The following is a 26,234-nucleotide window of genomic DNA, read 5'->3' as shown; positions in this document are numbered from 1 at the left end:
GGCGCATCTGGGAATCCGCCGCAGATCCAGGCGCTGTGTCCGACCTCACCGATCGGTGAATCGCCCGCGTGGCGTGTCGGAGGTGTCTGTTGCAATAGCCCGCGTGGTGCGATCGGATAGCGCGGTGCGACTTGTTCGCCGGAATGTGGCGGCACCCCCGGCTCGGACCTGGGGTGCCGATGTCCGCGCGCTATTCGATGCAGCGGCCACGGTCGGCCCGATTCGGCCGGACTGGCGGCCGTGGCAGGTGCTCGGCGGACCGGGAACCGGCAAGACAGCACTGCTGATCGATCTGGCCGCCGACCGCATCGCCGCGGGCGCCGACCCGGAATCGGTGCTGCTACTGACCCATTCGAAGCAGGCGGCGAGCATGGTGCGCGACGCCATTACCGCTCGGCTGACCGATCCCGGCTCCGCCGAGGGCGGGGTCCCCGGCGCAACCAGGGAACCGCTGGTGCGCACACTGCATTCCTACGCGTTCTCGGTGTTGCGCAGACATGCCAGCGCGCACGGCAATCCGCCGCCGCGTTTGCTGACCGGTGCCGAGCAGGATGCCGTACTGCGCGAAATGCTGCGCGGCGATCTGATCGATATCGCGGCTGGAGCCAGCGGTCTGTGGCCGGAGCGGCTACAGCCCGCACTGGGCCTCGGCGGATTCGCCGAACAGTTGCGCGATCTCATGCTGCGGGCCACCGAACGCGGACTCGGACCCGAGGATCTGGTGCGGCTCGGCCGCGAGCACGGTCGGCCGGAATGGGTGGCGGCGGGCAAATTCGCGGTCCGCTACGAGCAGTCGATGCTGCTGCGCTGGTCGGTCGGGGTGGAAGCGCCCGAGGCGACCGCGCCCGCGCTGGACGCGGCCGAACTCATCGGGGCCGCGCTGGATGCGCTGGCCGGCGATGCCGATCTGCTTGCCGCCGAACGGAATCGGATCCGATACCTGCTGGTCGACGATGCCCAGCATCTGGATCCGCAGGCCGCGCTGCTGGTGCGGGTAATGGGTACGGCCGCGCATACCTCGGTCGTGGCGGGCGATCCGGACCAGGGCATATTCGCCTTCCGCGGTGCGGATTCGCGCTTCCTCGCGGAGCTGGCCGCACCGGATGGACAGCGAATCATCCTGCGGGACAATCACCGATCGGGTGGCGCGGTGGAACTGGCCGTCGCGCGGATCGCGGCCAAGTTGCCAGGCAGTGCGCCACAACGCTTTTCGGCATCTGATCACGCGGCCGTAGCGAAGGACGACGACACCGAGGTGCGCGTGCGGGTACTCGCCACTCCCGCGAAGGAAGCGGCCCTGATCGCCGACCATTTGCGCCGCGCCCACCTCACCGATGGTGTGCCGTGGTCGCGCATGGCGGTGATCGTCCGCTCGGTGCCGTTGTCATTGGCTCCGCTGCGCCGCGCCCTATTGGCGGCCGGAGTGCCCGTACAACAGCCCGCACTCGACGCGCCATTGGCGCGCCGCCGCGGCGCGGCCTGGATGCTGCTCGCATTGCGCGCGGTGCTCGCGGAGGATGCGCGGCAGCGTGGTCGTCGACGTGCGGCCGATACGATGTTCTCGGCCGAAGACGCCTTGGATCTGCTGGCCGGACCACTCGGCGGCGCCGATCAGATCAGTCTGCGCCGGTTGCGTCGCGGTATTCGACGCAGTGTGCTGGAGTCCGCACGCAGCGAAATCAAGGCCGCACGAGCATATGCGAGTTCCGCGTCGGGTGATGAACCCGATTGGGCCGCTCAGAGTTTCCCATCGGATGAGGAAGCGTTCCCGCCGGACGAGGAAAGCTTCGCCGCTGGGGCGGACGGCTCCGAACGGAATGTCACGACAGCTGAACGGAACATCAGCCAAGTCGAGCGGATCGCCGACGATGCCGATTGGTATGGCATCGAGCCGGAATTCCGTAGCCGAGATTTGGAATGGCAGAGTGCCCAGTCCGGATCGGACATCGACGATTCCGCTCCGGATAGTGATGACCCTGAACACGGTAGCGCGGTACATCGAGGTGCAGATGTCTCCGAACGGGGGCGGGGCGAGTCCGAGCTGGCCGCAGCGGGCGCTGGGCGTGGCGTGGATGACCGCGCCGATCGAGGCGCTGATGACGCTGAACGGAGCACGAACCAGGCTGAACTGGGCGCACATGCCGCGGACCGGGGCATCGACCAGACCCGGCGGAGCATGGATGGTGCCGAGTGGGACATCGACGAGGCGGGGCGGAGTACGGATGGCGCTGAGTTGGGTGCGGGCGAGGCCGAACGGAACTCACTGCGAACCGATCAGGCAGACGCAGTCGCTTCCGCACGGAGCAGCGGCGACCCGGAAGGGGACTCTTCGGCACCTGAACCGGACGACAGCGATTCGCAATGGCGTGGGTATGTCGACAAATCCTCGGCGGAGGTGCTGCGTGATCTGCTGATCGGCCGCGCCGATCGTCGGATCATGGCGCGGCTGACCGATGTCGAGGCGGGGCCCCTGAAGCGGGTGTTCGATGCACTCGATCGGGCAATCAAGACTCGGCGCCGCGGTGCCGGTCTCGAGGATGTGCTGTGGGCGCTGTGGACCGGGTCGCGGTTGGAGCGTCGATGGGTGGCGCAGTCCGAACGCGGTGGGGCAGCGGGTATGCAGGCCGATCGCGATCTGGATGCCGCCGTCGGACTATTCGATGCCGCAGCCGCGTACGTGGATCGACTGCCGCGCGCGAGCATCGAGGGTTTCGTCGAATTCCTTGTGCAGCAGGAGATTCCGCACGACACCAGGTCGCTGACCGCGGCGGGAAATGCGGTCGCGCTACTCAGCGCGCATGCCTGCGCTGGCCGGGAGTGGGATGTGGTCGCGGTCGCCGCTGTGCAGGAAGGTATTTGGCCGAATCCACGCCCGCGCGGCACCCTGCTGCAGACCGAGGATCTGGTCGATCTCACCGCGGGCATTATCGACGCGGGGGAGGTGGTGAGTCGTGCTGCTCCGATCATGGCCGAGGAGCGCAGATTGCTGCTGGTCGCGTGCAGTCGGGCCAGGCGCTCGCTGCTGGTGACGGCCGTGGAATCGGTCTCGGGTGAACGCGATCTCGTACCCTCTCGGTTTCTGGCTGAACTCCTCGGCCACGACGATGACAGTGAACCCGGCGCGCTTCCGGTCGCCGATCCGGGGCGCGCTCTGGTCATGCATGCGCTGGTGGCCGAATTGCGCGGGGTGGTCTGCGATTCCGAGGCCGAACCAGAGCGCAGACGGCGCGCCGCCCATCAACTCGCCCGGCTGGCCCACGCCGGGGTGCCGGGTACGCATCCCGACCAGTGGTACGGCACAGCCGATCTCAGTTCGTCGCGTTCACTTTGGGATGACGACGAGACCGCGGTTGCCCTGTCCCCCTCCACCGTCGAGCTGTTGCGCACTTGCCCGCTGCGCTGGGCACTGGAACGTCACGGCGGCACCGACGGCGATAACCCGCACGCCGTCAAAGGCAATCTGGTGCACACCCTCGTCCAGGCGCTGGCGGGCAAGGTGCCCGAATCACAGGTCCGTGCCGCATTGGACAAGGCATGGCAGGCCATCGATCCCGGCACCGGCTGGCATTCCCGCCAGGAACTGCGCCGCACCGAGGCCATGCTGGAGACCTTCATGGCCTGGGTGCGCAATACCCGGGGTGAATTGACCCAGGCCGGTGTGGAGGTCCCGGTCGACTGCGTACTGCCACCGCGCACGGAAGACGAACCCGCCGTGCGGATCCGCGGCCGAGTCGACCGACTGGAGCGCGATGCCTTCGGCCGGTTCGTCATCGTCGATGTGAAGACCGGGAAGTCGCCGGTCACCAAACAGGCCGCCGCCGACCACGCCCAGCTCGCCACTTATCAGGTGGCGGCCGCCGCTGGCGCACTCGACATCACCATTGCTGAGTCCGACCGCGCGCAGGACGAATCTGCCGCAGGCGATTCGGGTCCGTACACCAGCGAGACCGGCTCCACAGGCGAACCCGGCGGCGCGCGGCTCGTCTACGTCGCCAAGCCCAGCAGCAAGGAGGGCGCAACGCAGCGCATGCAACCTCCGCTGGATGCCGAAGCGCTCGACAAATGGCGTGGCACGATTCATGATGCCGCTGCCGCAACCCAGGGCCCGAGCTACCTCGCCATGCGCAACGACGGCTGCAGGCACTGTTCGGTCGCGGGCAGCTGTCCCGTCCAGGACACCGGAAGGCAGGTGACCGACGAATGAACGGCACCGTATCGCCGAACCGGCTCGCGGAGGCGCTCGGCCTGCCGCCACCCACCGAGGAGCAGGCCGCGGTGATCGCGGCCCCACCAGGACCGACCCTGGTGGTGGCCGGTGCGGGCGCGGGTAAAACCGAGACCATGGCCGCCCGCGTGGTGTGGATGGTCGCGAATCGCCTGGTGCTGCCCGACGAGGTGCTCGGTCTGACCTTTACTCGAAAAGCGGCCCAGCAGTTGACCTCCCGCATCCGCACCCGGCTGGCCCGGCTGGCGGGTTCACCGCTGCTGCGCGACCTCGACACCGACGGTGAGCTGCGCGCCCAACTCTCCGGCGCCGAACCCGAGATCAGCACCTACCACTCATATGCGGGCCGCCTGCTCACCCAGCACGGCCTGCTGCTGCCGGTGGAACCCGCCGCGACACTGCTCACCGAAACCCAGCTGTGGCAGCTCGCCCACCAGGTGGTTCGCAACTGGGACGGCGACCTCGACACCGAGCGCACTCCGGTCTCGGTGACCGAGGCGGTGCTCGCGCTATCCGGTCAACTCGCCGAACATCTGGTGGAACCCGAACAACTCGCCGAGGCCCATACCGAACTCGAAAAACTGGTGCACACTTTGCCTGCGGGCCCACGCCAACGCGGCGGACCGAGCCAGGCCCTGCAGAATATCGTCCAGGTGCAGCGCGAACGGGTCGCCCTGCTGCCCCTGGTCAAGCAGTTGGCCGAGGCGTTACGCCGCCGCGGCGCATTGGATTTCGGCGCGCAGATGTCCCTGGCCGCGCGCCTCGCTGCCGAACATCCCGAAGTCGCCGCCGCCGAATGCGCCCGGTTCCGCCTGGTCCTACTCGACGAATACCAGGACACCGGCCACGCCCAACGCATCCTGCTCGCCTCGCTTTTCGGCGGATTGCCTGCGCAACCGCAGGCAAGGCGCTCACGCAAGGCCACCGCCCCATCGAAGTCCACTGCTGACACCGGGGTCGACCAGCCCCCGTCGTCCCCTACGCCGATCGACCCCGACGTTCGCCGGGCCGAACCTCGCTCCGACGGCGGTGAGTTCGATGCCGGTGGGGGCGACTTCGGCTCCGACCGCGGTGCGTTCAAGCCTGACGGAAGCGACCCCGGCTCTTATCGGAGTGTGCCCGACGCTGGCGGAAGCGGCTCCGGCTCGCATCGGGCCGACTCCGCGGTTCGCCGGAGTGACGGCGATGCGACGCTCGGGCGTCGGTCCGATGCTGAGCAAAGGGCAACCAGTCGTGGCGAACAGCGACTGGCGGTGACCGCGGTCGGCGATCCGATGCAGTCCATTTACGGCTGGCGCGGCGCGTCGGCAGCCAACCTGCCCAGGTTCGCCACCGATTTCCCGAGCGCTCCAGGCGTTCCCGCGCCGATCCTGCCGCTACTGACCAGCTGGCGGAACCCGCCGGAGGCATTGGCTTTGGCGAATCTGGTCGCCGAACCATTGCGCCGAAATGCTATCGACAGCGGCGGCGTAACCGTCGACGCACTGCGCGCGAAGCCCGATGCCGAGCCGGGCGTTGTTGCTCTGGCTCTCACCGAAACCATTGCCGACGAACGGAATTGGGTGGCGGTCCGGATCGCCGCGGAATGGGCGGTCAAACGCGAGGCAGGGGTGCCGCCGCCGACTTCGGCAGTACTGGTGCGTCGCAATGCCGATGCCGCCCCGCTTGCCGAAGCTCTACGCGAACAAGGCCTTCCGGTGGAAATCGTCGGCCTCGGCGGTCTGCTCGCCACCCCTGAGGTCGCCGATATCGTCGCGACGCTGCGGCTGATCGCCGAACCGGGTGCGGGCAGCGCGGCCATGCGGATACTCACCGGCGCTCGCTGGCGCATCGGCGTCGCGGACCTCGCCGCGCTGGCCCGCCGCGCCAGAGATCTGTCGATCGGCCGTCTGCACGGCAATGAAGTCAACGAGATCACCGATTCGACCGCACTGGCCGAGGCATTGCGCGAGGTGGCCCCCGAACCGGCCGAAGAGGCGGGCCTGGCCGATGCGATCGCCGACCCCGGTCCACCGGAACAGTATTCGGAGTCCGGATTCCAACGCATCGTCGCATTGGGCCGAGAACTCGCCGCATTGCGTGAGCGCAGCGGTCAGCCGCTCGCTGAACTGGTCTCGGATGTGGAGCGCACCATCGGCGTCGGCGTGGAAACCCAGGCTCGTCGCGCCATGCTCGGCGCCGGTGCCGGACGCGAACATCTGGACGCCTTCGCCGAGGTGGTCGCCGGTTACGCCAGCGATTCGGGCGCCTCGCTCGGCGGCCTGCTCGCTTTCCTCGCCGCCGCCGAATCCGTTGAAAACGGCCTCGAGCCGGGCGAAGTCGAGGTCGCACGGGATCGCGTCCAGGTGCTGACCGTGCACGCGGCCAAGGGGCTGGAATGGGAGATCGTCGCGGTACCGCACGTGACGCGCGGCGTCTTTCCCTCCGGCGCGGCCTCGGGCACCTGGCTCGGCGCGCTGGCCGAGCTCCCCACTTCCCTGCGCGGTGACCGCAGACAGGACGATGCCGCCGAGGGCGTGCCCGTACTCGACCTCGCCGATCTCTACGATCGCGCTGATCTGGAACGAGCGATCAAGTCCCACAAGGAGTCCCTGGACCGCCGCCGCATCGACGAAGACCGGCGCCTGTTCTACGTCGCCCTCACCAGAACCGAACGCGTCCTGTTCGTCTCCGCCCACCACTGGGCCGAAACCGGCACCGCACCGAAGGGCCCATCGGATTTTCTGCTGGAACTCAAACACGCCAGCGAGGCCCCTGACAGCCCGGCCAATGGCGCGGTCACCATCGACCGCTGGGACGATGCCCCCGACGTCGATGCCGTCAACCCCTTCACCGACAACCCCGCAACCGCCGAATGGCCCCGCGACCCCCTCGGCAAGCGCCGCGACCCGATCGAACAGGGTGCGTCCCTCGTCCGCGCCGCCCTCGCCGAACTCGCGGCGCAACCCACAGACGTCACCAACCGTACGGCCCAAGCTACTACCCGTGACAAAGCAACTGCCTCAGTCGATTTCGCGGACCTCGCTCCCCATGACATCGACATGGCACCGACTGTAGACCCTGCCACCGACAACTTTGCCGCCCCGATGACAACGGCTGCTCGCGCCGATGATTCCGCCGCGGCCGCACTGTCGGTCGATCCGTATGCCGATGTTCCGCCGCCCGACTTTCCCGATGCGCCCGCAGTGCTCGATGACTCCTACGAACCGTCCGCGAACACCCTTGGTGCGCCGGATCCACACCGGGAGGACGAATCCCAGCTGCCCACACCCGAACTCGAACCATATCCCGACGAGTTCGGGCCTTCCCCCAGCGACTTCGAACCATATCCCGACAAGCTCGAACCACCCCTCAGCGACTTCGAACCGAGTCCCGACGAGTTCGGGCCTACCCTCGACGACTTAGTGCCGCCCTTCGACGACTTCGAGCCGCCCCCGGACGAATTCACACCATCGACCTCTGAACCCGCACCACCCCGAAGCCATTCGCTCGACCCCGCCGACCCCGATGGCTGGGCCGCCGACGTCGACGCCCTCCTCGCCGAATTCGAAGCCGACCAAGCCATCGCCCAGGAAGTCGAACTCCCCGGCCAGATCGCCGCGACCGCCCTGGTCGAAATGCGTGCCGACCCAGCCGAACTCGCCGCCCGCCTGCGTCGCCCACTGCCCTTCCCGCCGAACCCGCTGGCCCGCCGCGGCACAGCCTTCCACGCCTGGGTGCAGCGCTGGTTCGCCGCCGACCGCCTGCTCGCCTTCGACGAACTTCCCGGTGCTGCCGACAACACCGCCGCTGACGCGGGCCTGGACACCGAGTTGGTCACCATGCAGGAGTCCTTCCTCAACTCGCCATGGGCCCATCGCAGCCCGCTCGAAGTAGAGATCCCCTTCGAAACCTCCATCGCCGGCACGGTGATCCGCGGCCGGATGGACGCGGTCTTCGCCGAACCCGGTGGCGGCTGGATCGTGGTCGACTGGAAAACCGGCGCCGAACCCGCACCCGCCGACGAGCCCGCGGTCGCCATGCAGCTGGCCGTCTACCGATTGGCCTGGGCCAGGCTGATGGCGGCGCGCGACCACGGCACTGAGACGGAAATGCTCGAACGCGTCGGCGCCGCATTCCATTACGTGCGGACCGGGCGCACCATCGCACCCGACGAGCTTCCCGGCCCGGCCGAACTGGCCGAGCTGATCCGGAATGCGGCGCCGACGCCCCCGGAATGATTCAGAGATTCACCCACCGTTCGCGTCGGCGCCAGGCATGGGTGCCAGGACCCGGTAGGCTGCCGTGCGTGCCGGAGGGACAAGCAACGCCGGAGACGGCCGAGACCGTGGCGAGTACAGGGGCGGGTGCGTCCGGTGTTCGGTGATCGCGCACGCAGTGTCGGACTGTCCAGTCGTCCGGATTTCGCACTGGTCGGGGTGTTGCGCATCCCCGAAATCCAGACCAGCCCATGGGCTTCACTGGTGCGCAGGGTGCTCTTCGCGATCGGCCTGCTGTTCGCCGCGGCGCTGGTGGTGTATTTCGGTCGCGCTGGGTACCACGACAATTCCGGTGACGAGCTGTCGTTCCTCGACGCCTTCTACTACGCGACGGTATCGCTGTCGACCACCGGTTACGGCGATATCGCGCCGGTGACTCCCGAGGCCAGGTTGGCCAATATCGTCATCATCACCCCGTTGCGCGTGCTCTTCCTCATCGTGCTCGTCGGTACCACCATCGGCGTGCTCACCGAGCGCTCCCGGCAGGCATTCAAGATTCAGCGTTGGAGGCGCAGCATGCGTAATCACACCGTGGTCGTCGGATACGGGACGAAGGGTCGCACCGCGATCGACGCCATGCTCGGCGACGGCGTACAGCCCGCCGATATCGTTGTGGTCGATACCGATGCGGTCGCGCTGGAAGCGGCGGCGAATGTGGGCTTGGTGACGGTGCACGGTTCGGCCACCCAGTCCGATGTGCTCCGGTTGGCGGGTGCGCAGCGGGCGGCCTCGGTGGTGGTCGCCGCCAACCGGGACGACACCGCCGTTCTGGTGAGTCTCACGGCGCGCGAACTCAATAAGAGCGCCAAGATCGTGGTCGCCATCCGGGAGGCCGAGAACACCCACCTGCTGCGCCAGTCCGGTGCGGATTCGGTGGTCGTTTCCTCCGAGACCGCGGGCCGGTTGCTCGGCATCGCCACCACCACCCCCACCGTGGTGGAGATGATCGAGGATCTGCTGACTCCCGAACAGGGCTTCGCGGTCGCCGAACGCGATGTGGAACCGTCCGAGGTCGGCGGCTCCCCGCGCCATCTCAGCGATATCGTGCTCGGCGTGGTGCGTGGCGGCGAGCTGATCCGAGTGGGCGAAGCCGAGGTGGATGCGCTGGAAGCGACCGACAAGCTGCTCTACATCCGGCACGCACGCCGGTAATACCGGCACGATAGTCTCGAACCGTGGCCTCTGGATTTCAGCTCAATGGTGTTCCACTGCTTTCGCGTTCAGTGCTCGACCGTGCCGAGGAGATCCGGGCCGACGAACAGGCGCTGAAGGAGGGCTGGGCCGATGCCGAGTTGCTCCGGATCAATAAGCGCGGGCAGTTCCGCTTCGACGATGGTGCGCTGGTACTGGAACCGGCGATCGAACTGGCCGCCGAGCCGAGTCCGGCCGCGGTATTCCTCGGCATTCACGGCGGCAAACATGTGTGGGCCGTACGTGATGCCGAACTACACGGCACGCTGACCGATCTGCGCGCCATGGCGGGCGGCCTCGACGATCTCACCGCCGACCTGCTCACCTCCGCCATGGCCCTGCTGAACTGGCATGACAAGGCCGGATTCCATGCCGCCGACGGCACCGCGTCCACCGCGACCAAGGGCGGTTGGTCGCGGGTCACCGAGAGCGGCCACGAGGAGTTTCCGCGGATCGATCCGGCCGTCATCTGCTTGATCCACGACGGCGGCGAGCGGGTTCTGCTGGCCCGCCAGCACACCTGGCCGAAGACGCTGTTCTCGCTGCTCGCCGGATTCGTGGAGGCGGGGGAGTCGTTGGAGCGATGCGTCGAGCGCGAGATGCGCGAGGAAGTCGGACTCGACGTGCGCGATATCACCTACCTGGGCAGTCAGCCGTGGCCTTTCCCGCGCTCGCTCATGCTCGGCTTCGCCGCCATCGCCGATCCCGATCAGCCGCTGATTTTTTCGGATGGCGAGATCGCCGAGGCCTACTGGTTCACGAGGGCCGAGGTGCGCGAGGCGCTGGCCGTCGGTGACTGGTCCGCCCAAAACCAGGGCGCACGATTACTGCTGCCGGGCTCGATTTCCATCGCACGCACGATCGTGGAGTCCTGGGCCGCGCTCTGATCGAAGACATACGAAAGTTCCGTGCGGGCTACTCGGTCCGCACGGAACGATGGCAGCCTGATCAGGCCAGCGCGGCCAATGCCTGTTTGACCGCGGCCAGCGACGGATTCGTCGCCGTTGACCCGTCCGCGAACTTCACCGTCGGCACCACATGGTTGCCGCCGTTCACACTGCCGACGAATTCGGCCGATGCGGGATCGTCTTCGATATCGATCTCGACATAGCTGATACCGGACTCGTCCAACTGCTTCTTCAGCCGTCGGCAGTAGCCGCACCAGGTGGTCGAGTACATCGTCAGAGCGGGAGTCACGTCAGTCACGGACGGTTCAACATTTGACGGCCCGATCCTGTTCCACCGGACTCCGAATCCTGACTTGCGCGGGATTTAGTAAGCGCGCATACTAAATCCATGACAACGATCGCCACCGCACAGGCCACGTCGACCGCGGCGCCCGCCGCCTTCTTTGCCAAATGGGCGGATATGGCCACCTGGCCGGAATGGAACAACGACACCGAATGGGTCCGTCTGGACGGCCCGTTCGCCCAGGGTGCCGCCGGCGCTTTGAAGCCGAAGGGCGGTCCCGAGGTGCCGTTCATCGTCGAGCGGCTTTCCGAGACCGAGTTCGTCGATGTCTCCAAGCTCATCGGCGCCCGCCTGATCTTCGACCACCAGATCGCCACCGGCCCCGAGCGAACAACGGTGACGGTGACCGTCTCGATCGAGGGACCGCTGAGCTGGTTCTGGACCAAGGTGATGGGCGCGGACCTCGCCGATTCGGTGGAGCCCGATCTGCGTGCGCTCGTCGCCGCGGCCGAGGCGGTGCTCGTATGAAGTACTGGCTGGGGGTGGTCTCCCGGGATCATGTGCGCCGCGGTGTCGAACTCGGCATCGTCCAGGTCAACCATGGCAAGCGGACGCCGCTCGAACGCATGCGTCCCGGCGACGCATTCCTCTATTACTCGCCGCGCGAGGGTATGCGCAGCGGTGCGCAGATCCGATCCTTCACCGCTATCGGCACCATCGACGACCGGCCGGTCTGGCAGGCGGATCCGCAGGAAGGTGGCTGCTTCCAGCCGTGGCGGCGCGCAGTGCACTATCGGACCGATGCTCGCGAGATACCGATCGACGAACTGCGCGGTGAACTGGATCTCACGAGTACGCCGAATTGGGGCATGGTGCTGCGCCGTGGACTGGTCGAACTGACCGCGCACGATTTCGCGGTGATCGCACAGGCGATGATCGATGAACCAGTGGTAAAGGAGGCAGATGAGTGAGGACCGCGGCCTGCGCAGCCGATTCGCCGAGGCAGATGAAAGTCCCGGCCTCTTGCTCTGGCAGGTGACCAACCGGTGGCAGGCCGCTCAGCGCGCGGCCCTCGCCTGCTACGACCTCACCCACGTGCAGTTCGTCCTACTGGCCGCGCTGACCTACCTCGCCGCGGGACGCGACGAACCGGTCATGCAGCGCGATCTGGCCGCCCACGCCGCCACCGACCCGATGATGACCTCCCAGGTGTTGCGCGCACTCGAGCAGAAGGGGCTGCTCGAGCGCCGTGACCATCCGCACGACCGCAGGGCCAAGGCCCTCGTGCCCACCGAAGCCGGTGTGGCACTGGCGAATCGGGCGATAATCGCGGTCGAGAACTGCGACCACGAATTCTTCGCCCCGCTCGACGGCGATACGAGCGCGTTCGCGAGTGCGCTGCGTCGCCTACGCGATCGCTAGCCGCGCGACCGAGCACGCGAAACGGCGGAGTCCGATCCGGACCGGATCCCTTGCGCGACCACTTGTCGGCGGGCACTGCCATGATGTGTGTCGTGTCGGCAACCAGTACTAGCGAGCCCACTCGCCCGGAGTTGGACTCGCTGGACCCCGAACAAGCCGCGGCCGTCCGCGCGCCCCGGGGTCCGGTCTGTGTGCTCGCCGGTGCCGGTACCGGCAAAACCAGAACCATCACCCACCGCATCGCGCATCTGGTTTCCGCCGGACACGTCAAGGCCGACCAGGTGCTCGCGGTGACATTCACCGCGCGCGCGGCGGGGGAGATGCGCAACCGTCTGCGTGCGCTCGGTCTCGGCGGCGAGGCCAATCAGGTGCAGGCGCGCACCTTTCACGCGGCCGCGCTACGCCAGCTCAAATACTTCTGGCCGCAGATCGTCGGCGATGTGCCGTGGCAGTTGCTCGATCGCAAATTTCCGGTCGTGGCACAGGCCGCGCACCAGGCCGGATTGTCCTCGCACACCGAAGCCGTGCGCGATCTGCTCACCGAAATCGAATGGGCGAAGGCCACTCTTATCGCGCCGGAGGACTATCCGGCGGCCGTGGCCAAACACCGCCGCGAGCCGCCGTATGACCCGATGCGGGTCGCGGCCGCCTACAGCGGCTACGAGAAGTTGAAGACAACACCGGACGGACTACTGCTCGACTTCGACGATCTGCTGCTGCACACCGCCGCCGCGCTGGAGGACTACGCGTCGGTGGCCGACGAATTCCGCGGGCGCTACCGCAGTTTCGTGGTCGACGAATATCAGGACGTCACGCCATTGCAGCAGCGGGTGCTCGACGCCTGGCTCGGCGACCGCGACGATTTGACCGTGGTCGGCGACGCGAACCAGACGATCTACTCCTTCACCGGTGCCACCCCGAGTTATCTGCTCGACTTCTCCCGCCGCTTTCCGGAGGCGACGGTGGTCCGGCTGGAACGCGACTATCGCTCGACGCCGCAGGTGGTCTCACTGGCCAACCGGGTGATCGGCGCCGCGCGCGGTCGCATCGCGGGCACCCGGCTGCAACTGGTCGGCCAGCGCGACGACGGCCCGGAACCGGTATTCGCCGAATTCGATGACGGCCCGGCCGAGGCCCATGCGGTCGCGCGGTCTATCAAGAAACTGGTCGCCGCGGGCACGCCCCCCGCCGAAATCGCCGTGCTCTATCGGATCAACGCGCAGTCCGAGGCCTATGAACAGGCGCTGACCGAACTCGGCATTCCGTACCAGGTCCGCGGTGGCGAGGGGTTTTTCGCCCGAAATGAGGTCAGGCAAGCCATATCTGCACTGCGCCAGGTAGCCGCTCGCGAGGATCTCCCCGACCAGTCCCGCAGTGGTAAGGCCTTGGTTACCTTGGTGCGCGCCGCACTCGCGCCCGTCGGACTTACCGCGACCGAACCCGCGGGAGCCCAGGCGCGCGAGCGTTGGGAAGCGTTGATGGCGCTGGTGCGCCTGACCGAAGAGTTGGTCGACCACGACGAAGCACTCGACTTGATCGGCTTGCTGCGCGAGTTGGCCGCACGCGCCGAGGCCAGGCACCCACCCACCGTCCAGGGCGTAACCCTCGCATCGTTGCATGCGGCGAAGGGCTTGGAGTGGGACGCGGTATTCCTGGTCGGCGTCGCCGACGGCACGCTGCCGATCGCGCATGTGCTCGGCGACGACGGCTCGGTCGCCGATCAGGCGGCGCTCGAAGAGGAAAGGCGACTGCTCTACGTCGGCGTGACCAGGGCACGCGAGTATCTGCAATTGTCCTGGGCGCTCTCGCGCGGCGGGGGCAGTAGGCGTACGCGGCGGCGCTCGCGATTCCTCAACGGCCTGGTGCCCGACGACTCGCCGGCCTCGCGAATCGCCGCACCTGTTGCCGACACTGCCTCGAATGGTGTGCGCCCGACCTGTCGGGTATGTGCCAAACCATTGATCGGCACCTACGCCACCATGCTCGGCCGCTGCCGCCGCTGCCCGGCCGAACTCGACGCCGAGCTACTCGCGGCGCTACAGGCGTGGCGCGAGGAGAAAGCGCAGGATCTGCGGGTGCGCGAGTTCGTGATCTTCACCGACACCACACTCACCGCGATCGCCGAGCAACTGCCCGCCGATGACACCGCACTCGCCGCCATACCCGGAATCGGGGCGAAGAAGCTCGAGCAGTACGGGGCCGAGGTGTTGTCGATAGTGGCATCGCGGCTGCGGTCAAGCCCACAAAACCGCAGGTAGAAAATAGGTTGTCGCAATGAGCGGCAACACATATGGTGGATTTCACGCACCGGGAGGTCATCTCGGCGCGCAGAGTTACCGACACGAGTACAGGAGGGAGGCAGACCGATGAATGGCAATACGAACTTCAGCGCCACTGGCGTTGCGGTGAATGCTGCGCCCGTCATGTCGGCCTCCCGGGGGATCCTCGCTGCTTTGCAGGGGATCGGTCTGTCCGGTGTCGGCGTATTCGGGGATCAAGGCAAAGCCATGAGCATGCATTCCCCGAGTCGCGTCGTCATTCAGGACAAGCCAAGCGCGGGCTGGCACCCGGCCTTTGCCATTACGGCAAAAGCCGGTGTCTTCGCAGTTGAGGCCGGATATGCACCGGCAGATCTGCGGGCAGCACGCCTCCGCCGCACCGCACACCCAGCGACCGTGATCAGGATTCGACAGAGATGTCGAACTAGGTAGGGAACACCCCCCGACCTCCTGGCCACGGATCGCCCGAAGCGAAACCGTGGCCAGTATTTTTACCGGCCCTTCAGCCAACCGGCCTCGGTTTCGCGGAACGAACGAAACGTACCGCTGCAAACGAGCTGAAGGAGAACGACGTGTTCACCGCAGAGAGGCCACAAGCCACTACTGACGTGACATGCCGAACCGTGGCACGGCCCACCCGCCCCCGGGAGGTCACAAAGGTCCTGCCTTGTCGAGCCGGAGACCCCGATCTCTGGTTCGCCGAGAGCCCGGTCCAGTTGGAGCAGGCCAAGGCGCTGTGCGCGTCCTGCCCCATCCGAAAGGGCTGCCTGACCGCGGCCATGGATCGGGGCGAGCCGTGGGGTGTCTGGGGCGGTGAGATCTTCGACCAGGGTGTCGTGATCGCCCGCAAGCGCCCGCGTGGACGTCCACGCAAGGTCGCGATCTCGGCATGAGATCTGTGATTCCCCTCCCTCCGGTCGCTGAGGCCTATCCGGAAACGGCCGAATCCGTTCCGGGTAGGGCCCAGGAACGAGAAAGCAAACAAGCCGCTCACCGTGAGATCCGGTGGGCGGCTCGTTTGCGTTCTCGGCCAATCTCTTTCGAGCTTCAGCTAGCGGAGCGCTCCTCGCGGAAGCCAGGCATCCAGGCCCGCACCAGTTGCATGAACGGCAGCTCCGCATCGAGCTGGGCCAGAATGCCGACCGAACCGCCGAGCACGCGGAAGATCATCACGTACTGCGCGGGCAACTGTAGTGCCCGCGCGGTCTTCATATCCGGACTGCCGATATCGGAGGCCTTACCCGCCACCCGCTGCATCCACTTGCGGGTGAAGTGGAACGAGTCGGTCTGGATCGGATCGGTGAACGGCCGCAGATAGTCCGCGATCTCCTTATCGGTAACGGTCCGGCCCGGAATCACCCAGCCGTTGTCGTACATGAGCTCGACCAGTTCATCGAAGCGTTCGTCGAGTGCGAGGGCCAGCATCCGGCCGAGGGCCTCTGGGAAGCCGTCGGGCATGGGCGCGCAGGCGCCGAAATCGATGACGGCCAGTTTGCCGTCGGACAGCATCATGAAGTTGCCGGGATGCGGATCGGCGTGCAGCAGACCGACGGTCTCCGGCGAGGAGAAGTGCAATTTGCCCATCAATCCGGCGACGCGATTGCGCAGCGCACGGGTGCCTTCCGGATCCTCGACCCCCTGCTTGATGATCTGTGAGACCGGCGTGCCGTCCAGCCATTCGGTCACGATCACCTTCGGCGCGCTGGCCACCACCTTCGGCACCACGATCTCCGGGTGTCCGTCGAAGGCCTTGGCGAAGGCGCGCTGATTGGCGGCCTCGTTGCGGTAATCGAGTTCCTCCTCGGTGCGTTCGGTGATCTCGGCGAGCAGCGGCTTCACATCCGCGCCCGGAATCACCGAAGCGATCAGACCGGTCATCCGCGACAGTGTCTTGAGATCGGCGCGCAGCGCCTCGTCGGCGCCGGGATACTGCACCTTCACCGCGACGGCTCGGCCGTCCGACCACACCGCCTTGTGCACCTGGCCGATGCTCGCCGATGCGGCCGGGGCGTCGTCGAAGGATGTGAAGCGCTGCCGCCACTGGGTGCCGAGCTGCTGGTCCAGGACCCGGTGCACGGTCTCGGCGGGCATCGGCGGCGCGGCGGCCTGCAGTTTGGTGAGTGCCTCGCGATAGTGCTCGCCGAATTCCTCGGGCACCGCGGCCTCCATGACGCTCAGCGCCTGACCGAACTTCATCGCACCGCCCTTGAGCTCACCGAGCACGGTGAACAACTGCTGGGCGGCCTTCTGGTTCAACTGGGCGTTGATCTCCCCCTTGTCGCCACCGGCCAGCTTCTTACCGAATCCGACGGCGGCTCGTCCGGCGATACCCAGCGGAATCTTGGCTAACTTGGCATTGCGGGACGAGCGACGGCGCACGATCTCAGACACGTAACCCATCATGGCGGACGGACCCGTGCGATCGCCACGACAATCTTGATGTCGTTGCCTAGCGGACTGTAAGAATCGACACTCTCATCCGGTCGGAGCAGAGAAAATACGGCGGCATCCGCAGCCGTCGTGCTGCGGCCATTCCCGCCGCGAGATCCGATGTGTATCGAGTTCGAGTTCGATCGTGGTGTTCATCGTGTCGAGCTGACGCTCAGGAGAACAGTCCATGATCGCCTCGAGTTCGCCGAGCAGCAATGCCGCCGTCGCCAGGATTCCGGCCGGTGAGGCGTGCCCGACTCGGCCGAGTAATTGGCTCGCCAGCTGCGGCCACTCCGGGTCGTACTCACAGCGGGTCAGATCGAGGCAGCGCAGACAGCTCGTCAAGCCGGGAAAGACCAGCGGTCCAACTACGCCTTTGCCATCGCGAATGCGCACCTGCACATGTGGAATCCCGTGCAGCACAAGATCATTGGCCAGGCGCGGCTCAATCACGAGCGCATCGGTAAGCACCACGAGCTCACCGTGCCAATCCAGCACCGAACTATCGGGGCGGTACCCGCGCGAGCGCATCGGCCGCAGCCCGAGCCGCCGCAATCCGGTCGCGACCGCATCCGAGAGCGGGCCGAGCCCGTGCACCCGCACCGAACGCAGCCGTCCCAGTCGCGGATCCGGATGCAGCAGCAGACCCGCGTCATCGATGCGATTCAGCAGCTCCGCCGCGTCCTCGGGTTCGATCCCACATTGCCCGGCCCGCCAGATGACCTGCGGGCGACTGTGCATACCGTCGAGCAGCCGAAGGAATGCCAGCACGGCTTCGGTATCCAATGCGGTCCGATCCAGTAGCAGCGCCCGCTCCGGATCCCACCCCAATTGCACGACCCCGGACGACCGAACCAATACGGTCACCCGCGGCGCCAGCATCGGCCCGCACATCCGCCTCGTCGTCATGGCAGCAGTATGCGGAGCGGGTCATCGACGGATCAGCGCGAATCCTGTAGTAATCCACAGGAATTCGCGCCTATCAACAGGACACGTCTCAGGACGCGTCGGTGTCCTTGCCGAGGTCCGGGCCGGATTCGCCGTCACCCTTGGCGGCCTCGCGTTCGGCCTTTTCGCGTGCCTCGGTTTCGGCCAATTGGGCCAGCGGATCGTCGAAGGCGTCCACGCCGCCGCCGATCACCGAATCGATGAAACCCGCGGGGGAGTCCAGATCATTGGAGTCCGGCAGTAGATCCGGATGCGCCCAGACGGCGTCCCTGGCATCGATGCCCGCATCAGCGGTCAGCCGCCGCCACAGCGCCGCCGCCTCACGTAGCTTGCGGGGCCGCAGCTCGAGTCCGACCAGCGTCGCGAAGGTCTGCTCGGCCGGACCGCCGGTGGCGCGGCGGCGGATCAGCGTTTCGGCGAGTGCGCCCGCGCCGGGCAGGCGGTCACCGATCGCCTCGGTGACCACGACCTGCACCCAGCCTTCGATCAGGGCCAGCAGCGTCTCCAGCCGCTCCAGCGCCTGCTTCTGCTCCGGGGTGGTCTGCGGTTCGAACGCGCCCTGGGACAGGATCTCCTCGAGTTTCGAGGGATCGGTCAGCGACATCGGATCGATATTCTGGGCCGCCGATTCCAGCGCGGAGAAGTCCATCTTGATGCCGCGCGCATAGCCCTCGACCGCGCCGAGCACCTGCTGACGCAGCCACGGCACATGTCCGAACAGGCGCTGATGGGCGGCTTCGCGGGCCGCGAGGAAGACCAGGATCTCGCTTTCGGGCTGCTCGAGTCCCGCGCTGAACTCCGAGATGGCCGCTGGCAGCAGTGCCGCGGTGCCGGTCGGGCCGAGCGGCAGTCCGATATCGGTGGAGGTCAGCACCTCCTTGGCGAGTTGGCCGAGCGCCTGCCCGAGTTGCGAGCCGAAGGCGAGTCCGCCCATCTGACCGAGCATGCCGACCATCGGACCGGCGAATTCGCGTGCCTCCTCGGGCAATTGCGCGGTCCACATGCCGGAGATCTGTTCGGCCACCGGATCGCACAGCCGCTTCCAGGTCGGCAGCGTTTCCTCGATCCAATCGTTGGCGGTCCAAGCCGCGGTTCTGCTGGTGCCCGCGGGCAGTGTGGTAGCGCCGTCGAGCCACAGTTCGGCCAGACGCGCGGCATCGGCAACGGCCTTGACCGTGCTCTCGGAGACCGGCGTCACACTCGTGCCGAGCTGCTGGCGGGCCAATCGCTTGGCCACGTCGTAATTGACCGGGCCGGATTGCGCCGAACCGGGCTGCCCCATCCCGCTGAGCATCTGGCCGAGTGAGGTGAGCATCTGACCGAGCTGGGCCGGATCGAAACCGCCCGCGCCCGCTCCGCCGAAACCGAACGGATCGTTCGCCCCGGCACCGCTCGGCTCGTCGCCGCGGTTCCGGTCGTCATCATCGCGGTTCGAGAATCCGAAGGGGAGGTCACTCATACTCCAAACCTTACGCGCGCGGTGTAGGGGGTCGATGTTCGCGCGGCGCGAAATCCCCGGCGCGCGTACGCCGGTAAATATGCGCCTCGCACGACCGGGCGCGATGGCGATCACTACTGTGGTCCAGGTGAATCGTCGGATCCTGACCCTGGTGGCCGCCCTGATCCCGGTGCTCGTCCTCGGTGTGGTGGGCAGTCTGCTCACTGTGCCCTTTGTCGCACTCGGGCCGGGACCCACGTTCAATACCCTCGGCTCGGTCGATGGCAAGCAGGTCGTCGACGTCCGCGGCGCCGAACTCGACCCGGTGACCGGTCATCTGAATATGACAACGGTCTCGGTCCGTGACGGACTCAATATCTTCGAGGCGTTCGGCTTCTGGGTCAGCGGCGAGCACGGACTGGTCCCGCGCGCCGAGGTATACCCACCCGGTGTCCCGCGCGAGGAGATCGATAAGTCCAACCAGCAGGACTTCAAGGATTCCGAGAGCAATGCCGAAGTGGCGGCGCTGCACTTGCTGAACCTGCCGACGGTGGTTCTGGTGCGCAAGGTCTCCGACGACGGTCCGGCCAAGGAGACGCTGAAGGCGGGCGACGAACTGGTCAGCGTCAACGGCGCACCGATCGCCACGCCCAAGGATGTCGTCACCGCGGTGTCCTCGCAGGTGCCGGGCAGTCAGATCACCGTGACCTACCGGCGCGAGAACACCGAACAAACCGCGACCATCACTCTGGCCGCGCGCCCCGACGACGCGAACAAGGGCTATCTCGGCCTGACCCCGACCGAGGGGGCGCGCCCGCCCATGGAGGTCTCGTTCAACCTCGCCGATATCGGCGGACCGTCGGCCGGTCTCATGTTCAGCCTCGCGCTGATCGACAAGCTCACGCCCGGTGAACTCGACGGCGGCAAGTTCGTCGCCGGTACCGGAACCATCGATCAGGACGGCAAGGTCGGCCCGATCGGCGGCATCCAGTACAAGATGATGGCCGCGCGCGATGCCGGTGCGGAGACCTTCCTGGTCCCGGCCGCCAACTGTAATGAGGCCAAACAGCGCACACCCGACGGCCTGCGCCTGGTGAAGGTCGAAAACCTCACCGGCGCGGTGCAATCCCTCAACGACATCAACGCCGGTCGCCAGACCGTCTCCTGCGGCTGATCACTCCATGGTGTGGTGCAGTGCCTCGATGAGGTTGGGCGCCAGATTCGGATAGGTGCGCAGGTCGAGATCGCCGAAGTCGTCGACGTCGTCCTCGGGCTTGACCTGCAGCAGGCACAGATCCGCGCCGGTGCGCAGTACCGCGGCGAACAGCCGGGCGGTGCGTCGCCCCGGATGCGTCTCGGCGGCGGCGCGCGCTGCGGCGTCGGCGGCCTCATGATCGGCGAGTAGCGGGGTGAGCGCGTCGTCGAGGGTGGTCTCGGCATCCGGCGGCAGCACGACGATCTCTTGGACGAGCACGCAGCCGCTCACGGCATCGGGCCAGCTGGTGGTGGCGAGGAATTCGTCGAGCGCCATCGATCCGCCGGTGATGTCCGCCGGGAAGGACTCCTGGGCAATGGGAGTCAATTCGCTGCCCTGATCCAGCTGATCGAGCAATCCGGGCTCAGCCGCGACCAGATCGACAGTCGGCACCAGCGCGAACATCTGCGGCGGTCTGCCCCAGCCCTCGCCATCGACGAATTCCGCCACTTCACGGACGGAACGGGCGAGGACGAGTTCGGCGTGCAGGTCTGCGGTCACATCGATATCCAATCAAACACCCGGAATCGATAGGTCGGTGCGTGCGTAATCGCAGACCAATCGCAACCCAGCGGTCTGTACCCTCTCAGATTCCGTAGAGTGGGCCGAAACGGTCCGCTTTGGACCACCTGCAACATCGGACTGCGGTGTCACGGCTGAGAAATCGGTGCGCGCGCCGCCGGACCTTGGAGAGTGGCATCGTGGGCATGCGGCCCCCCACCGGCTTACCTTCGTTGTCCCGACGCAGCCGAGTGCTGCTGGTGGCGGCCATCATTCTGGCGGCGCTGCTGCTGCTGGGACCGCGGCTGACCGACACCTATACGAACTGGTTGTGGTTCGGCGAGGTCGGTTTCCGCAATGTCTATCTCACCGTGCTGCGTACGCGGATCCTGTTGTTCATCGTCGTCGCGCTGTTCGTCGGTCTCGTCGTGTGGTTGGCGTTGCTGCTGGCCTACCGGACCAGGCCGGTATTCGTGCCCGTGGCCGGGCCGAACGATCCGATCGCGCGCTACCGCACCACCGTGATGAGTCGGCTCAAGCTGTTCGGGATCGGCATCCCGCTGGTGCTCGGTGTGCTCTCCGGCCTGGTGGCGCAGTCGAATTGGGTCACCGTGCAACTGTTCCTCAATGGCGATTCTTTCGGCCAGAAGGATCCGCAGTTCGGCCTCGATGTCGGCTTCTACGCCTTCGACCTGCCGTTCTACCGGATGGTGCTGAACTGGCTGTTTGTCGCGGTCGTCATCGCCTTCTTCGCCAGTCTGGTGACGCACTACGTCTTCGGTGGCCTGCGCCTGACCGGGCGCGAGGGCACGCTCACCAGGCCCGCGCGCATCCAGCTCGCGGTCATCGCCGGAATCTTCGTGCTGCTCAAGGCGATTGCCTACTGGTTCGACCGCTACGAGCTGCTGTCGAGCAGTCGTAAGGAGCCGACCTTCACCGGTGGTTCCTACACCGATATCAACGCCGTACTGCCCGCGAAGCTGATCCTGCTGTCCATCGCGGTGATCTGCGCGATCGCCTTCTTCGCCGGTATCGTGCTGCGCGATCTGCGGGTGCCCGCCATGGCGGCCGCGCTGCTCGTGCTCTCCTCGGTCTTGGTCGGCGCGGTATGGCCGCTGGTGGTCGAGCAGTTCTCGGTGCGTCCGAATGCCGCCGACAAAGAGAGCGAGTACATCGAACGCAATATCGCCGCCACCAGGCAGGCGTTCGGCATCACCTCGGACAAGATCGAGTACAAGGACTACAAGGGCGATAGTTCGAAGAGTCCGCTGGAAGTTCCGGTGGATGCGGCGACGATCGGCAACGCCCGCCTGCTCGACCCGAATATCTTGTCGCCTACCTTCACTCAGCTCAAGCAGCTGAAGAACTTCTATGGCTTCCCGGAGTCGCTGGATATCGACCGCTACAACCTCAACGGTGATATCCAGGACTACATCGTGGCCGCCCGCGAACTGCATCCCTCGGCGCTGAGCGGTAACCAGACCGACTGGATCAACAAGCACACCGTCTACACCCACGGCAACGGCTTCGTCGCGGCGCCCGCCAACCGGGTGAACCGGCCGCAGTACGAGGACCCCAATGCCAACACCGGCGGCAGCAGCGACAGCGGCTACCCCATCTTCCTGGTCAGCGACCTGTTCAACTCGACCGACCAGCAGCAGATCAAGGTCGACCAGCCGCGCGTCTATTACGGCGAGCTGATCTCACAGTCCAATCCGGACTACGCGATCGTAGGTGCCTCCAACGGTCAGCATCCGCGCGAATACGATTCCGACACAGCGCAATTCACCTACAACGGCAAGGGTGGCGTCTCAATCGGGAACTGGTTCAACCGGTTGGCCTTCGCGGCCAAGTACACCGAGCGCAATCTGCTGTTCTCCTCGGCCATCGGCGACAACTCCAAGATCATCTTCAACCGCAGCCCGCGTGAGCGGGTGCAGAAGGTGGCACCATGGCTGACCACCGACGGCAATGCCTATCCCGCGGTGGTCAACGGCCGGATCCAGTGGATCGTCGATGCGTACACCACGCTGGACAACTATCCGTACGCGCAGACCACCTCGCTGGAGGGCGCGGTCGAGGACAGCATCGATAAGAAGACCGGAAGGCTGTTGCCGCGCAAGGAGGTCAGCTACATCCGCAATTCGGTGAAGGCCACCGTCGATGCCTACGACGGCACGGTGACCCTCTACGAGGTGGACTCGACCGACCCGGTGCTCAAGGCTTGGCGCGGTGTGTTCCCGGGCGCGGTCAAGCCGGAGAGCGACATCTCACCGGAACTGCGCGCGCACTTCCGCTATCCGGAGGATCTGTTCAAGGTGCAGCGCGAAATGCTGACCAAATACCACGTGGACAATCCGCGAGAGTTCTTCACCAACAACGCTTTCTGGTCGGTGCCGAGCGACCCGACCACCGAGGGTGGGACCTTCAATCAGCCGCCGTACTACGTGCTGCTGGGTGATGCGTCGGCGAACAATAAGCCGGTATTCAATCTGACCAGCGCCATGGTCGGCTACAACCGGCAGTTCCTGTCCGCCTATATTTCGGTGCGTTCGGATCCGGACGGATACGGCAAATTCACGATCTTGCAATTGCCGACTGATACGCAGACGCAAGGTCCGCAGCAAACGCAGAACAGTATGACGACGGCCCCGGAAGTCTCCAGTCAGAAAACACTGCTGTCGAACTCGAACAAGATCAGATATGGCAATCTGCTGACACTGCCGATCGCCGACGGCGGGATCCTTTATGTGGAGCCGTTTTACAACGAGCGAAATACCGGTGCGGGCAGCTCCACCTTCCCGCAGTTGCTGCGGGTACTGGTGAGCTATCGCGATGTGGCGGGCAGTGTGAAGGTCGGCTTCGCCTCCACCCTGGCCGATGCGCTGAATCAGGTGCTGCCCGGAACGGGTTCGCTGGCCACGCCATTCGGCGGTGATCCGGCGAGCAGACCGAAACCGGGTACCGCGCCACCGACGGATCACGGCGCAACGCCGCCGACGCAAGGCACGACACCGCCGGCGCAGGGCACCACGCCCCCGCCCGCGACCGGATCCGGCGCCAAGGACGCCGCTGCCGCGGAGCTGAGCAAGAAGATCGAGACTGTGCGAAATGCCATGAAGTCCGGGAACTTCCAGGACTTCGGCAAGGCGCTGGAGGAACTGGACGCCGCTGTGAAGGCATATCAGGACGCCGGTCGCTGATCCAACGAGAACGGCCCTGTCACCCGAAGGAATCGGGTGACAGGGCCGTTCTCATTGACGTCGAACCGACGTCCGCCTCGGCGCCGTTGCCGAGTGACGTCGAATTCTTACGTCAGCGACCGAACGAGTCGATCAGTGCGCCGTGCTGGTCCAGCAGCTGCTGGTACTGGCCATCCAGGCCGTTCTGCTTGGCCAGCTGGTAGCCAGCGGACTTGGCCTGCTCGATGGCGCCCTTGACGCTGGAGACCGGGGCGGGGGCGGCCTCAGGAGCGGCGGGCTCCGGCTCGACGACGGCCGGGGCCGGGCTCGGCTCGGACTCACCGGCGCGCAGGTACTGACCGCAGACCGGCCAGGCGCCCGCACCCTGGGTGGCGAGCACATTCTCGGCCACCCGGATCTGCTCTTCCTTGCTTGCGCTATTGGCGGAACCGTGGCCACCGTTGGCCGCCCAGGTGCTCTGCGAGAACTGCAGACCGCCGTAGTAGCCATTTCCGGTGTTGATACCCCAGTTGCCACCGCTTTCGCACTGCGCGACGCCATCCCAATTGTGCGCCGGGGCGGCGGCTGCGGTGCCGGTGGAAAGACCGAACGGGACGGCAACGATTGCGCCGGTGACAGCGGCATAGCCGAGGGCGCGGGTGCTGAGCTTTCGGTGCTTCGACATGTTGTATTCCCTCCCTGCGCCCACCGCCCCCGGTAATGCAAAATGCCGAGTCCCTGCCCCCAGGTGTGTCGGGGATCCTCGAACCGCGGGACAGGGTCGCCGGTGTTCGGCGGTTCGAGTTCGAGCCCATCACGTCTGATCCGGGCCGTGGCTCGACGGTAACGAAGAAATCTCGGTAGATCACATCTTGATAACTTCGCCATTGCGTGAAGCGCATAACGTGTATACCGGTGTTTGCGCAGGTCGCAAATGCCATAAGAATGGATTCCGGTCGGTCGGTTATAGCACCGTTATGTGTTCGAGATCACTACGAAATAGTGACTCAGGTCACGTTTGAAACCATTTGGCGACAGGCCTTTTCCTTTGAAACGACTTTCGCGGCTGTGTTCGCCGGGTTCGGTGGATGGATTCGGTAGGCGTCCACCGCCGCTCGGAGCCGTCTGTGCGCCACGTCCCCCGGCTTCCCGTGGCCCGTCTCCGCTGCTCCCTGACCAGGGCAAACCACCTGGAAGATAAGCGATTTGCCTTCCGTGCGTAGACGTGTGTAATGTTGTGTTTACCGACGCGGGGTGGAGCAGCTCGGTAGCTCGCTGGGCTCATAACCCAGAGGTCGCAGGTTCAAATCCTGTCCCCGCTACTAGGGAAACGGCCCGGAACTCAAATGTTCCGGGCCGTTTTTCATTGGTGCTCGAGCGCGCGTTGGGAATCGTTGCAGGGCTCCTTATCCAGGGCCGATGACCGAGCCGAGGTCGGGGAGGATGCCGCACCGCGTCCGTGTGCTGGCGGATACACGTACGTACGCGATGGCGACTTCGTCAGGCCGCGGACATGCCGCCATGCCTTGGCAAGTACGAGTAGCTGGCGCAGCTCCGCGGTGAGGTCCCGTGCCCCCGGTTGGACTTGGTGCCGGGGCGTGAACCGGCTCGCGCTCGGGGGGTGCCCGGCAGCTTTGGTGGCAATGGCCTCGGCGATGCGGCGGGCATAGATATGTGGGTCAGCGCCGGTGGCGGCCAGATCGTCGGGGCTGTCGCTGTAGCGCTCGAGATGCAGCAGGCTGTCGCGGATCTCGACCATCATGCGGTGCAGGCGGATGGCCGGGTCTGTTCGGCCGTTATGGTCGCGCCGCATCTCTAAGCTTGTCTTTTAACCTCCACCGGCTGTGCCGGTGGAGGTTGTGGGGGTTTTGCCGACGGGTTGATGTGGGGCTGGTTGTTTGTTTTTGGTGCCG

The 26,234-nt window shown here is 66.2% G+C and carries 18 protein-coding genes and 1 tRNA gene; 12 read left to right on the top strand and 7 right to left on the bottom strand.

Annotated features, from left to right (window positions below; all coding sequences use genetic code 11):
• The first annotated feature begins 82 nt into the window (after positions 1-82).
• From ACIBG0_RS24200 to nudC, 4 genes are all read left to right on the top strand, one after another.
• Positions 83-4,204, top strand: coding sequence for a PD-(D/E)XK nuclease family protein (locus ACIBG0_RS24200; protein WP_397035237.1), 4,122 nt, complete (start codon positions 83-85; stop codon positions 4,202-4,204).
• The gene (locus ACIBG0_RS24195; protein ID WP_397035236.1) at positions 4,201-8,445 is read left to right on the top strand and encodes a UvrD-helicase domain-containing protein; all 4,245 of its coding nucleotides are present in this window, start codon (positions 4,201-4,203) and stop codon (positions 8,443-8,445) included. The genes ACIBG0_RS24200 and ACIBG0_RS24195 overlap by 4 nt, the downstream gene beginning before the upstream one ends.
• A 135-nt stretch (positions 8,446-8,580) precedes the next feature.
• Positions 8,581-9,636, top strand: coding sequence for a potassium channel family protein (locus tag ACIBG0_RS24190; protein WP_397035235.1), 1,056 nt, complete (start codon positions 8,581-8,583; stop codon positions 9,634-9,636).
• A 23-nt stretch (positions 9,637-9,659) separates the two neighbouring features.
• Complete coding sequence (gene nudC / locus ACIBG0_RS24185) at positions 9,660-10,562, top strand: NAD(+) diphosphatase (RefSeq protein WP_397035234.1); 903 nt, start codon at positions 9,660-9,662, stop codon at positions 10,560-10,562.
• A gap of 61 nt (positions 10,563-10,623) precedes the next feature.
• Here nudC and ACIBG0_RS24180 read toward each other — a convergent pair whose 3' ends face one another.
• Positions 10,624-10,854: a mycoredoxin gene (locus ACIBG0_RS24180; protein WP_364356912.1), complete on the bottom strand. Its 231-nt coding sequence runs from the start codon at positions 10,852-10,854 to the stop codon at positions 10,624-10,626.
• Positions 10,855-10,971: 117 nt separating this feature from the next.
• Here ACIBG0_RS24180 and ACIBG0_RS24175 point away from each other — a divergent pair, with 117 nt between their 5' ends.
• The 5 genes from ACIBG0_RS24175 to ACIBG0_RS24155 all read left to right on the top strand — a co-directional run bounded on the left by ACIBG0_RS24175 (position 10,972) and on the right by ACIBG0_RS24155 (position 15,460).
• On the top strand, positions 10,972-11,394 hold the full coding sequence (locus ACIBG0_RS24175; RefSeq protein WP_397035233.1) for a hypothetical protein: 423 nt from the start codon (positions 10,972-10,974) through the stop codon (positions 11,392-11,394).
• Positions 11,391-11,837, top strand: coding sequence for an EVE domain-containing protein (locus ACIBG0_RS24170; protein WP_397035232.1), 447 nt, complete (start codon positions 11,391-11,393; stop codon positions 11,835-11,837). The genes ACIBG0_RS24175 and ACIBG0_RS24170 overlap by 4 nt, the downstream gene beginning before the upstream one ends.
• Positions 11,830-12,288, top strand: a complete 459-nt coding sequence (locus tag ACIBG0_RS24165; protein WP_397035231.1) for a MarR family winged helix-turn-helix transcriptional regulator — start codon at positions 11,830-11,832, stop codon at positions 12,286-12,288. The genes ACIBG0_RS24170 and ACIBG0_RS24165 overlap by 8 nt, the downstream gene beginning before the upstream one ends.
• An 83-nt stretch (positions 12,289-12,371) precedes the next feature.
• On the top strand, positions 12,372-14,546 hold the full coding sequence (locus ACIBG0_RS24160; RefSeq protein ID WP_397035490.1) for an ATP-dependent DNA helicase UvrD2: 2,175 nt from the start codon (positions 12,372-12,374) through the stop codon (positions 14,544-14,546).
• 593 nt (positions 14,547-15,139) lie between these two features.
• A complete protein-coding gene (locus ACIBG0_RS24155) occupies positions 15,140-15,460 on the top strand; it encodes a WhiB family transcriptional regulator (protein ID WP_396958728.1) in 321 nt (106 codons plus the stop codon).
• A gap of 154 nt (positions 15,461-15,614) precedes the next feature.
• Here ACIBG0_RS24155 and ACIBG0_RS24150 read toward each other — a convergent pair whose 3' ends face one another.
• The 3 genes from ACIBG0_RS24150 to ACIBG0_RS24140 all read right to left on the bottom strand — a co-directional run bounded on the left by ACIBG0_RS24150 (position 15,615) and on the right by ACIBG0_RS24140 (position 19,404).
• Positions 15,615-16,970, bottom strand: a complete 1,356-nt coding sequence (locus tag ACIBG0_RS24150; protein WP_397035230.1) for an ABC1 kinase family protein — start codon at positions 16,968-16,970, stop codon at positions 15,615-15,617.
• A gap of 72 nt (positions 16,971-17,042) precedes the next feature.
• Positions 17,043-17,906 carry a hypothetical protein gene (locus ACIBG0_RS24145; protein ID WP_397035229.1) on the bottom strand — a complete coding sequence of 288 codons (864 nt, stop codon included), beginning with the start codon at positions 17,904-17,906 and terminating at the stop codon, positions 17,043-17,045.
• An 88-nt stretch (positions 17,907-17,994) separates the two neighbouring features.
• Positions 17,995-19,404, bottom strand: coding sequence for a zinc-dependent metalloprotease (locus ACIBG0_RS24140; protein ID WP_397035228.1), 1,410 nt, complete (start codon positions 19,402-19,404; stop codon positions 17,995-17,997).
• A 127-nt stretch (positions 19,405-19,531) separates the two neighbouring features.
• Here ACIBG0_RS24140 and ACIBG0_RS24135 point away from each other — a divergent pair, with 127 nt between their 5' ends.
• Complete coding sequence (locus ACIBG0_RS24135) at positions 19,532-20,557, top strand: PDZ domain-containing protein (RefSeq protein WP_397035227.1); 1,026 nt, start codon at positions 19,532-19,534, stop codon at positions 20,555-20,557.
• Here the strand turns inward: ACIBG0_RS24135 and ACIBG0_RS24130 are convergent, their stop codons facing one another.
• Positions 20,558-21,139 carry a PPA1309 family protein gene (locus tag ACIBG0_RS24130; RefSeq protein WP_397035226.1) on the bottom strand — a complete coding sequence of 194 codons (582 nt, stop codon included), beginning with the start codon at positions 21,137-21,139 and terminating at the stop codon, positions 20,558-20,560.
• A 200-nt stretch (positions 21,140-21,339) separates the two neighbouring features.
• Here ACIBG0_RS24130 and ACIBG0_RS24125 point away from each other — a divergent pair, with 200 nt between their 5' ends.
• Positions 21,340-24,342, top strand: a complete 3,003-nt coding sequence (locus ACIBG0_RS24125; protein ID WP_397035225.1) for a UPF0182 family protein — start codon at positions 21,340-21,342, stop codon at positions 24,340-24,342.
• Positions 24,343-24,454: 112 nt separating this feature from the next.
• On the opposite strand, the gene ACIBG0_RS24120 is transcribed toward ACIBG0_RS24125, so the two are convergent.
• Entirely contained in the window at positions 24,455-25,006 is a 552-nt protein-coding gene (locus ACIBG0_RS24120) for a transglycosylase family protein (RefSeq protein WP_397035224.1), read from the bottom strand.
• A 563-nt stretch (positions 25,007-25,569) separates the two neighbouring features.
• Here ACIBG0_RS24120 and ACIBG0_RS24115 point away from each other — a divergent pair.
• Positions 25,570-25,643 (top strand) — tRNA-Met (locus ACIBG0_RS24115).
• A 41-nt stretch (positions 25,644-25,684) separates the two neighbouring features.
• On the opposite strand, the gene ACIBG0_RS24110 is transcribed toward ACIBG0_RS24115, so the two are convergent.
• On the bottom strand, positions 25,685-26,134 hold the full coding sequence (locus tag ACIBG0_RS24110) for a DUF6545 domain-containing protein (RefSeq protein WP_397035223.1): 450 nt from the start codon (positions 26,132-26,134) through the stop codon (positions 25,685-25,687).
• Positions 26,135-26,234 lie beyond the last annotated feature (100 nt).

Source organism: Nocardia sp. NPDC050630, assembly GCF_044457245.1.
GTDB lineage: Bacteria > Actinomycetota > Actinomycetes > Mycobacteriales > Mycobacteriaceae > Nocardia.
This window is presented reverse-complemented; position numbering and strand designations above follow the sequence as displayed.

Coding starts and splice junctions, on each gene's coding strand:
- ACIBG0_RS24195 (WP_397035236.1), top strand. CDS start 4,201: ATGAACGGCACCGTATCGCCGAACCGGCTCGCGGAGGCGCTCGGCCTG.
- ACIBG0_RS24180 (WP_364356912.1), bottom strand. CDS start 10,854: ATGTACTCGACCACCTGGTGCGGCTACTGCCGACGGCTGAAGAAGCAG.
- ACIBG0_RS24175 (WP_397035233.1), top strand. CDS start 10,972: ATGACAACGATCGCCACCGCACAGGCCACGTCGACCGCGGCGCCCGCC.
- ACIBG0_RS24170 (WP_397035232.1), top strand. CDS start 11,391: ATGAAGTACTGGCTGGGGGTGGTCTCCCGGGATCATGTGCGCCGCGGT.
- ACIBG0_RS24165 (WP_397035231.1), top strand. CDS start 11,830: ATGAGTGAGGACCGCGGCCTGCGCAGCCGATTCGCCGAGGCAGATGAA.
- ACIBG0_RS24160 (WP_397035490.1), top strand. CDS start 12,372: ATGTGTGTCGTGTCGGCAACCAGTACTAGCGAGCCCACTCGCCCGGAG.
- ACIBG0_RS24150 (WP_397035230.1), bottom strand. CDS start 16,970: ATGATGGGTTACGTGTCTGAGATCGTGCGCCGTCGCTCGTCCCGCAAT.
- ACIBG0_RS24145 (WP_397035229.1), bottom strand. CDS start 17,906: ATGACGACGAGGCGGATGTGCGGGCCGATGCTGGCGCCGCGGGTGACC.
- ACIBG0_RS24140 (WP_397035228.1), bottom strand. CDS start 19,404: ATGAGTGACCTCCCCTTCGGATTCTCGAACCGCGATGATGACGACCGG.
- ACIBG0_RS24120 (WP_397035224.1), bottom strand. CDS start 25,006: ATGTCGAAGCACCGAAAGCTCAGCACCCGCGCCCTCGGCTATGCCGCT.
- ACIBG0_RS24110 (WP_397035223.1), bottom strand. CDS start 26,134: ATGCGGCGCGACCATAACGGCCGAACAGACCCGGCCATCCGCCTGCAC.